The sequence below is a fragment of the Emticicia sp. genome, from assembly GCF_049241225.1.
GTDB lineage: Bacteria > Bacteroidota > Bacteroidia > Cytophagales > Spirosomataceae > Emticicia.
On the sequence record NZ_JBMLRC010000297.1, the window covers coordinates 13016 to 22777 of the forward strand.

General features: G+C 38.8%; 8 protein-coding genes. 4 read left to right on the forward strand and 4 right to left on the reverse strand.

The features are described 5' to 3' along the window. Together ACOVO2_RS16005 and ACOVO2_RS16010 are read left to right on the forward strand one after the other, a co-directional pair. The coding region (locus ACOVO2_RS16005; RefSeq protein WP_421770945.1) for a hypothetical protein at nucleotides 1-1554 on the forward strand (1554 nt) is incomplete at its 5' end. Nucleotides 1555-1642: 88 nt separating this feature from the next. Further along, nucleotides 1643-2194: a cob(I)yrinic acid a,c-diamide adenosyltransferase gene (locus ACOVO2_RS16010; protein WP_421770946.1), complete on the forward strand. Its 552-nt coding sequence runs from the start codon at nucleotides 1643-1645 to the stop codon at nucleotides 2192-2194. A 141-nt stretch (nucleotides 2195-2335) separates the two neighbouring features. On the opposite strand, the gene ACOVO2_RS16015 is transcribed toward ACOVO2_RS16010, so the two are convergent. Further along, nucleotides 2336-2851 (reverse strand): hypothetical protein, encoded by a 516-nt coding sequence (locus tag ACOVO2_RS16015; RefSeq protein ID WP_421770947.1) that lies wholly within the window; start codon nucleotides 2849-2851, stop codon nucleotides 2336-2338. Nucleotides 2852-3004: 153 nt separating this feature from the next. Here ACOVO2_RS16015 and purH point away from each other — a divergent pair, with 153 nt between their 5' ends. Then, on the forward strand, nucleotides 3005-4567 hold the full coding sequence (purH, locus tag ACOVO2_RS16020; protein WP_421770948.1) for a bifunctional phosphoribosylaminoimidazolecarboxamide formyltransferase/IMP cyclohydrolase: 1563 nt from the start codon (nucleotides 3005-3007) through the stop codon (nucleotides 4565-4567). 165 nt (nucleotides 4568-4732) lie between these two features. Here the strand turns inward: purH and ACOVO2_RS16025 are convergent, their stop codons facing one another. The 3 genes from ACOVO2_RS16025 to deoC all read right to left on the reverse strand — a co-directional run bounded on the left by ACOVO2_RS16025 (nucleotide 4733) and on the right by deoC (nucleotide 7883). Continuing rightward, on the reverse strand, nucleotides 4733-5878 hold the full coding sequence (locus ACOVO2_RS16025) for a Gfo/Idh/MocA family protein (RefSeq protein WP_421770949.1): 1146 nt from the start codon (nucleotides 5876-5878) through the stop codon (nucleotides 4733-4735). Nucleotides 5879-5961: 83 nt separating this feature from the next. Further along, nucleotides 5962-6672 carry a GntR family transcriptional regulator gene (locus tag ACOVO2_RS16030; RefSeq protein ID WP_421770950.1) on the reverse strand — a complete coding sequence of 237 codons (711 nt, stop codon included), beginning with the start codon at nucleotides 6670-6672 and terminating at the stop codon, nucleotides 5962-5964. Nucleotides 6673-7124: 452 nt separating this feature from the next. After that, nucleotides 7125-7883, reverse strand: a complete 759-nt coding sequence (gene deoC, locus ACOVO2_RS16035; RefSeq protein ID WP_421770951.1) for a deoxyribose-phosphate aldolase — start codon at nucleotides 7881-7883, stop codon at nucleotides 7125-7127. Nucleotides 7884-8105: 222 nt separating this feature from the next. Between deoC and ACOVO2_RS16040 the strand changes: the two genes are divergently transcribed. Continuing rightward, the gene (locus ACOVO2_RS16040) at nucleotides 8106-9761 is read left to right on the forward strand and encodes an amino acid permease (protein ID WP_421770952.1); all 1656 of its coding nucleotides are present in this window, start codon (nucleotides 8106-8108) and stop codon (nucleotides 9759-9761) included. Nucleotide 9762: the final 1 nt, after the last annotated feature.

The window sequence follows — 9762 nt, forward strand, 5'->3', positions numbered from 1 at the left end:
TTGGAGTTTGTGATGGCTCGTGAAATTAATAAAAACGAGTATTATTTTTTCAATAATCAAGAAACCATTCAGTATGGCTTTTGGGAAGTAGATTCTCTGAAGAAAGTCGAATGGAAAAGCAATGCAAAAAATTATTTCGAGCAATTATTGGCCTTTAATCTCGATGCCGCCGAAAGTGAAGGTTTAAAAAATTCACCATTTTGGTACACCGCCGCTTCGTATCTGACATTCATTGGCAAAGACTTCAAGAAAGCCAACGAATTATTACAAAAAGCCAAGGCAATTCCGACTGAAAATCAAGGTTTGAAGGACCAAATTGCGATGCAAGAAATGATGCTGGCTATCTACGAAACACCCGAAGTAACGCCCAAAATGGAGGCAACTGTCATGCCATTGCTCGAAAGATTTGCTCGTTCTGATAAATTCCGAACGGCCAATAATTTTAATGCTGCGTGCAAAATTCTGGCAGCTAAATATGAAGGTTTACCTGTAAACGATGAATTTTCTGAAAATTTAGGCGAAAAAACAACGCTTTCGGAAACCAAAAGCACAAAATCGCTTGGTTGGTTTTCGGGCTGTTTCGGTAAAAAAGATGCTGCAGAAAAAGGTGGTTCTTCGTCTGATGCTTCGCCAGAAAATCAAGCTAAAGCTTTTATTATGAAGGTTTTAGCTTCGTATCAGCAAGCTAAACAAACCGAATACGGTGGCACGGCTTCGTTTATGAGCAATACAGACCAATATAAAATCGAAGATTCGACTTCATCAAAAACCATTGGTTATGTGATTGACTATTTCTCAAAAAAATCTACCAATGATTTCGATAAACGCTTGCAGAAATTGGCTGGATTTGACAACGACTATCTTTATATGGTTTTGGGTCGTAGGGCTTTGTCTGAACATCAATACGCACAAGCAGTAGAGGCTTGGAAACAAATCTCGCCAAAAACTTGGCAAACTGAACCTTTCCAAACATATTTAGATGTAAATCCGTTTAGCTTAAACGGGCAAGGCGATGCTAACGCCAAACAAAGAATTATGCCTCTTTCGTTTGCGACTCGAATGGCAGCTTTGGCCGAGAAAGTAAAGCAAAACCCCAATGATTATGAAAGCTGGATGCTTTTGGGTTGTGGTAGCTACAACATGAGTTATTATGGCAATAGCTGGATTTTGTTGCGTCGTGGTTGGAGTAGCATGGATGCCATCAATGAGCAAGATGATTACTATTCTTACGAAAAAACGCTCTTTTATTTCGATAAAGCCATGCAAACCGCTCCTAAACCCGAACTCGCCGCTAAGGCTTGTTATTTGGCAGCAGCTTGTCAGCAAATTAAATACAATACCATTGCTTCAAAACTCAATGATGGTATTTACTTGCTCCCAGAAGATGAAATGAAGAAAAAAGAAGCCGAAAACAAGCAAATTTTGGCTAATTTGAAAAAAGACAAATATTCTACTTACTTCAATCTCTTAAAAACCAAATTCGGTAGCACCGCCTACGAAGACCAATTGATTGAAGAATGTAGCACTTATAAAGATTATTTAGCAGGAAAATAGGCCTTCGACTTCGCTCAGGGAACAAAGATTTTTTAAAGTAGCTGTGGCACACTTTTGAAGTGTGCCACAACTTTTCTAAAGTAAAACAATGAAAATATACACAAAAACAGGTGATGCTGGCACAACTTCGTTGGTTGGTGGCACTCGAATCAGCAAAGCAGATTTAAAAATCGAAACTTACGGTACGGTTGATGAACTCAATTCGTGGATTGGGTTGGTACGTGACCAAGCAATCAACGAATCGAGAAAGGATATCTTGAAGGAAATTCAAGACCGATTATTTACTATTGGTTCTGATTTAGCATCCGAACCCGAACAAGTGCGGAGAAAGAAAATTCCTGACCTTTTGGATGAAGATATTGAGCTACTCGAAAAACAAATGGATTTGATGGATGCTGAAATCCCGCCACTCAGAGCGTTTGTTTTGCCAGGTGGACATCAATCGGTTTCTTATACGCACGTTGCTCGCACGGTTTGCCGCCGAGCAGAGCGTCTGAGTATTCGGCTTTCGAACGAAGAAGAAGTTAATCCGTTGATTATAAAATATTTAAACCGTCTTTCGGATTATCTTTTTGTACTTTCTCGAAAAATGACTCAGGAATTGGGCAGCGAAGAAGTAGCGTGGAAACCACGTGTTTAATGTAGAATTGATAATGAGGAATGGATAATTTTTCTTTCTTCTCGACATAAAAAAAGATGCAAGCCGCCTTTCGGACAACCTGCACCTCGTATAGAAACGCTCAGTAGCGAGGAGTAAGCCTCCTCCGCTACTTTGCTAAGATTACTCACTTACTAATGCCAATTGGCTGTGATTGATACACTTCACACCCGAACTCGTATAATCTAGAATTTTACCCGTAGGCTTATCGAGCTTCCAAACCTTTACAATTTTTGTAAGATATTTCTGAGGCTCAATGACTGCCAATGCAAAAAGCGTTGGGTCGTTTTTCCCATTTTGCGAACACCCTTTTACCGATACACAGTGATAAAACTCATTGAATTTCGGAATCTCTTTGATGTCAATCACCTTTAATTGAAAATCATCTGAATGGTTTTCAGAATTTTCAAATCTTGATAAAAAAAGAAAATGTTTATCTTCTTTCTTCATTAAGGCGATTCCATAATGAAGGTTAATCATATTGCTATTTACCTTCGTAAGCTCTCGCAACTCTCGATAATCTTTATACCTAACCCCCAAATACTGATTTCTCAAATTTGTATTATTCTGAGATTGTGCAGAAATCTCACTCACCAAAAACAGCATAGAAATACCCAACAGTACGCACTTTTTAATCATTTCTTGCTATTTTTTTAATGTTTTGGGAGCAATTACTATCTTATCAAGAAAAAGCATTAAATTTGCACTTTCAATATTTATGGCTCGTTGCTCAAAACTTGGCACGGGCATCAAACATATCTGTATTAGTAATACTGCAAAAATCATTCCAAAATGACCAAGAAAATCAAATCGGCACTTATTTCGGTTTATTACAAAGACGGTTTAGATAAAATCGTACAGTTGCTTCACGAACACGATGTTCAAATTTTTTCGACTGGTGGAACACAAAAATTCGTTGAAGATTTGGGCATTCCAGTAACGGCCGTTGAAGACCTTACAAGCTATCCTTCAATTTTTGGTGGACGTGTAAAAACGCTTCATCCGAAAGTATTTGGTGGAATTCTTTACCGCCGTGACAACGAAGGCGACGTGCAAACTGCCGCTCAATTTGAGATTCCGTCAATCGACTTGGTGATTGTTGATTTGTATCCTTTTACAGAAACGGTTGCTTCGGGAGCAGACGAAGAAGATATTATTGAAAAAATCGACATCGGTGGCATTTCGTTGATTCGTGGAGCGGCCAAAAACTTCAATGATGTATTGATAGTTTCGTCACGTGAGCAATACGACGATGTTTTTGAGATTTTGAAAGAAAAAGGCTGTGCAACCGACCTTGCTGACCGTCGTCGTTACGCAAAAGAAGGATTCCTGATGAGTTCAAGCTACGATACGGCTATTCATAATTACTTTGCACCCCTAACCCCTAAAGGGGAATTTACTGATTCGATAGAGAATTTTTCTTTTGAATCAATCAAACAATATACCCCCTTTAGGGGGCAGGGGGTCCTTCGTTACGGCGAAAACCCGCACCAAGCGGCTACTTTCTACGGTGATTTAGATGCGATGTTTGAGCAAATTCACGGTAAAGAATTATCGTACAACAACCTCATGGATGTAGAATCATGCGTGCGTTTGATGGATGAATTTACCGAAACATCATTCGTAATCGTTAAGCACAATAACGCTTGTGGTGTAGCAACAGCCCCAACGGCTAAGGAAGCCTACGTAAATGCCTTGGCTTGCGACCCAGTTTCGGCTTTTGGTGGTGTAATCATCACGAATGCAAATGTTGATTTGGCAACTGCTGAAGAACTACACAAACTTTTCTTTGAGATTTTGATAGCTCCAAGTTTTGATGCCGATGCTTTGGAGATTTTAACAAAGAAAAAAGACCGTCGTTTATTAATCAGAAAGCCAGTTGAAGTTAGCAAAAAACAATTCAAAACGCTTTTAAATGGAGTTTTGGAACAAGATAAAGACAATTCGATTGAAACGGCGAAAGACTTTACGGTAGCAACCGAAAAAGCCCCGAGCGAAAGCGAAGTTAAGGCTTTAGAATTTGCTTTGAAGATTTGCAAACACTTGAAATCTAATAATGTAGTATTGGCAAAAGATGGCCAGATGTTGGCTTGTGGAGTTGGTCAAACTTCACGTGTAGATGCCTTGAAACAAGCAATTGATAAAGCAAAAACCTTTGGTTTCGACCTTAACGGAGCAGCAATGGCTTCGGAAGCGTTCTTCCCATTTGCTGATTGTGTAGAGATTGCCCACCAAGCAGGTATCACAACGGTTGTTCAACCAGGTGGTTCAATCCGTGATAAAGATTCGATTGATTATTGTAATGCAAACGGTCTTTCGATGGTTATGACTGGCGTAAGACATTTCTTGCACTAAAATTACTTACCACGGAGGCACGGAGAACACAGAGTTTCACGGAGCTAATCTCTGTGTTAATTCGTGTAATCCGTGCCTCCGTGGTAAAATTTTTATACAAATCAAAAAAGCGAGTTATCCCAAAAGAATAACTCGCTTTTCTATATAAATCTATCTCCGAAACTATCAGATAGTAACCCAAGCTTGCTTGCGGTGACTTTCGATAATTCTTTCGCAAATCAATAATTCACGTAAACCATCAGCAAATGTTGGATACGTTGGGTTTTCAGGTTGTTTTCCTGCTGCAACTGCTGCATAAACTTCCTTAAATAATTGCTTCGATGTATCAGGGAATCCTTCGTTATGTCCACCTGGGAAACTTACAAGGCTTTGTGCTTCACGATAAAACAACGATGGGTCTTTCATCAATTGTTGGTTAGCTCCATCACGTTTGCCAATCCACATTTCGTTTGGTTTTTCTGAACACCACTCAAAATTCGCTACCGAACCCGAAATCTCTAAGTTCAAACGGTTTTTGCGTCCAGCCGAAACTTGGCTTACCGTTACGCTTCCTTTCGCACCGTTGTCAAATCTCAAAAGTACACTTGCGTGGTCTTCGGTATTGATTGGCACTTCTTGGTAGTCAGATGGCTCAAGCATTTTACCCGAATAGGTTTCGATGGCTTTCAATGGCTTCAAACGAGTTTTATGTACAGTATTGAAATCGGCCATTACTTCCGTAATTTTCATTCCTGTAATATACTCAGTCACATCTAAAAGGTGCGAACCAATATCGGCAATCGCTCTTGAATCACCCGATTTGTCTGGTTCTAAACGCCAGTTGTAATCTGTTTGGTAGAAAAGCCAATCTTGCAAATAGCTACCCATGATTGAGTAAATTTCGCCCAAATCACCTTTTTCACGCATGGTTTTCATCTGACGAACCAACGGATAATATCTCAAATTGAAGTGAACGGCATTTACTAAACCTGTTTCAGCCGCCAGTTTTACCAATTCTTCTGCTTCTTCGATTTTAGTAGCCAATGGTTTTTCGCACACTACGTGTTTTCCTGCCAACAAAAGAGCTTTTGATTGCGAATAGTGCAAGAAGTTTGGCGTACAAACGTGTACACATTCAATTTCTGAATCTTTCAATAAATCTTCAAAGATATACGCACGTTCGATACCCAAAGAAGCTGCTTTATCCTTCGCTAAATCAATATTTGCTTCACAAAGTCCTAAAACTTCGATATTTGGTAAACGACGGAGGGCTTCGATATGAGCTGGCCCGATAAAACCTGTGCCAACAACGGCAACTTTGATTTTTTTCATGGTAAAACACCCCCCCGCCCCTAAAGGGGAGCTTTTTTAAGTGAATAGATATTATAGTACGCCCCTTTAGGGGAAGGGGGTGCTTAGTTAAAACTACTTATGGCGAATTTTTCGGTATTACAATAAATTGAACTATAAAGAAAAAAATCATCAACCGAAGTTTTGTATTTTCTCAATAAATGCAAAACTGGTGATTTTTGCTTAATTTTCAGCAAATTCGCTGTTTCTTTATCCGCCGCAATGGCTCGCACTTCTTGCGTCATACTCTGCACATCAATTTGATATCGGATGAGCAAAGTTCGGAAAAGTGATCCTTCTAACAATGGTTCTTCGATAAAATTTGGTAAATTTTCGTTCGGAATGTATGTTTGTTCAAACATCACTGGCGAATCTTCGACCAAACGTAATCGCTTAAAAAATATAAATTCTTCGTGCTTTTCGTCATCAATTAATGGTTTGAAGGCAGTATCTTCCAATTTCTTTAATACTGGGCCTTCCAAAACCAATGTTTTTCCGTGCCTGTCGCTTGCTACTACCACTTCGGTCCAACCTTTCAGTGAAAGTAAACCTAACGATTTTCTACTTGCCGAAACAGTACTTCCTTTTCCGTGTTGGCGAGTAATATAGCCTTCACGCACGAGTTCGTTAAGAGCTTGCCTAACAGTCATACGAGTAGCATTAAACTCCACACAAAGTTCGTTTTCGGAGGGTAAAAGTCCCCCTTCTTCATAAACGCCCGAAGTGATTTTCTCTTTTAAATTAGCTTGAATTTGTCGATAAAGGGGTATTTTCATAGAGTAGTCTCAGCAGGTGGCAATATCAAACACTATTTAGAAATTCTGATAGCAAATTAATCTAATAAACTCATAAAAGGCACTAAATTTTGATAGAATATTTTCAGAGGTTTATTTATGAAAAAAGGCATTTAGGAATCCCAAATGCCTTTCCAAGACGAAAATACTTTAACCTATGATGAATAAACCCGACAAATCGGGGTACTCAAATTCTTTATGATTTCAATGAAATCGAATATATTTTTGATACAACTTGTATAGACAACAGAATATTTACTTACAAAAGAAACTAAAAATCAGTATTTAGACAAATTTTTTAAACGTTTTTTTTACAATTAATAGCTTTTACACAATAAATAGTCAAAAAAGTATTACTTTTCTCAATAAAAGTGTAACTTAGACACGATTGCGGGATTTTATTAATTTTATGATTATGTCTAAATTTTTCGTTGTCAATATCCTACAACTACGTTTGATTCTGTTACGATTCCTGAAATTAGGCCTAATCGTTTCTTAGCATCTTCAATAATTATAGCAGTGGCAGTGGCTCCGAGGCGAGTTACGCCCAACTCCATTACTTTCAATAAACCGTCGAGTGTTCGTACACCTCCTGCTGCTTTTATCTGAACCTTTTCTGACGAGTATTTTCTCATCAAAAGCAAATCATGCTCGGTTGCTCCTTTGTAATTATAATCTCCGTTGGCTTGTTTTACGTAACCGTATCCAGTAGATGTTTTCACAAATTCTACGCCCACAATGCTACAAATCTTGCAGAGTTTTATTTTGAGTTTATCTTTTGGAAGAAAATCATTTTCGAAAATTACTTTCAGAATGGCCCCGTGTTTATGGCTTTCTTTCAAAATAGCATTGATTTCCTTCTTCACGTATCGCCAATCTTCAGACAAAACTTTGCCTACGTTTACCACCATATCAATTTCGGTTGCTCCATCTTTGCAAGCTTGACGAGTTTCGGCCACTTTTTGCTGAATCGTGCTACTTCCATGCGGAAAACCTACGACCGTACAAACTTTTACATCAGAATCTTTGAGCAACTCAGCTGCTTGCTTGACGAAATACGGTTTTATACAGACCGTTGCGACATCATAATGTTTTGCCAGTTGACAGCCCGCTATCAAATCAGCATCGGTCATTGTGGGATGCAGCAAAGAATGGTCAATCATCTTCGCGATTTGATGGATAGAGTAATTCATTTTTTAGATTTTATGATTGCTTTATGCAAATATAAACGATACAACTTGTATAGACAACTTAAACTTTAAAAAGTGTAAGTTTTCTTAAAACAAAAGCATTTCAGACGAAAGTTAGGTCTTCATTCAATAAATAATTACTCAACAAAACACCATACTTGCCATTTTTTTAATAGTTTTGGAAAGTAATCAGCAATACTAAACCTAAACTTATTAAAACATATTATGAGTAATTCACTTTTTCGGAGAAAGGATGTAAAGCAAGCAATAAAAGAAACTGAAGACCGTGAAGACGGAAATTCGCTGGCTAAAGTATTGGGAGTCAGAGATTTAACCTTACTTGGTATTGCTGCCATTATCGGAGCAGGTATTTTCAGTACAATTGGCTTGGCGAGTTTCAATGGTGGACCTGCGGTTTCTCTTCTTTTTGTATTTGTGGCAATTGCCTGTGTATTTACTGCTTTGAGTTATGCCCAATTTGCTTCGATGGTTCCTGTCAGCGGTAGTGCCTACACATACGCTTATGTATCTTTTGGCGAAATGCTCGCTTGGATTATTGGCTGGGCATTGATTCTTGAATATGCGGTATCAAATATGGTAGTAGCCATTTCGTGGTCGAGCTATTTTACTTCGATGCTCGAAGGTTTCGGCTTTCATTTCCCGACTTGGCTGGCCGTAGATTATACAACTGCCAAAGAAGCCTTTGAAAGTGTGCAAGCGGGAGGAACAGAAATTAACGATGGCACTAAACGTTTGGCTCAGGCTTTTCAAGATGCTCCAAGTTTGGGTTTCCTGAAAGTAATCTTCAATCTTCCTGCGGGAATGATTACGGTCTTGATTACAACACTTTGTTATGTTGGTATCAAAGAATCTCGCAATGCGAGTAATTTTTTGGTTGGTTTGAAGCTTTTGGTGATACTTTTGGTAATAGTAGCAGGAGTTTTTTATGTAAAACCAGCGAATTGGTCGCCTTTTGCACCAAATGGTGTTGAAGGGGTGTTGAGTGGCGTTGCGGCGGTTTTCTTTGCGTTTATTGGTTTCGACTCGATTTCGACAACTGCCGAAGAAGCCAAAAATCCTCAACGAGATTTGCCTCGTGCGATGATTTTATGCTTGGTAATCTGTACGATTCTTTACGTGCTTATCTCATTGGTGCTTACAGGAATGGTAAATTATACCGAACTAAATGTGGCAGACCCATTAGCTTATGTATTTACGAATGTCGGTTTTGATGCCGTAGCAGGAGTTATTTCGGTGAGTGCTGTTATTGCCATTACGAGTGCTTTATTGGCTTATCAAATCGGACAGCCACGTATTTGGATGACCATGAGCCGTGATGGACTTTTGGGTAAAAAATTTGGCGAGATTCACCCAAAATTCAAAACCCCAGGTTTTGCAACAATTATTACTGGTATTTTGGTGGCTGTTCCCTCGTTGTTTTTCAAAATGAGTTTCTTCGTTGACCTCACGAGCGTGGGTACATTTTTTGCCTTTATTTTGGTTTGTGCGGGGGTTTTATACCTTGATACAAAAGGTATGAGCAAAGATGCTAAATTTAAGATTCCGTACATCAACGCTAAATATTTGTGTGGAATCTTGATGATTGGAGCATTGTATTTTACGTATTCACGAGGCGATGTAATGCTACATTTAGAAGAAAAGCCATTACTTTTTGTGTTTTGGGCAGTTTGGTTGGCATTGTCGGTGATGAGTTTTAAATATAATTTCTCTCTCCTACCAATCTTCGGAATTTTAACAAATCTCTATCTAATGACCGAACTCGGCTGGACAAACTGGCGAATGTTTATCATCTGGATGAGCATCGGCTTGGTCATATATTTTGCCTATGGCTATAAACATAGCAAATTGGCAAAGAAGTAAA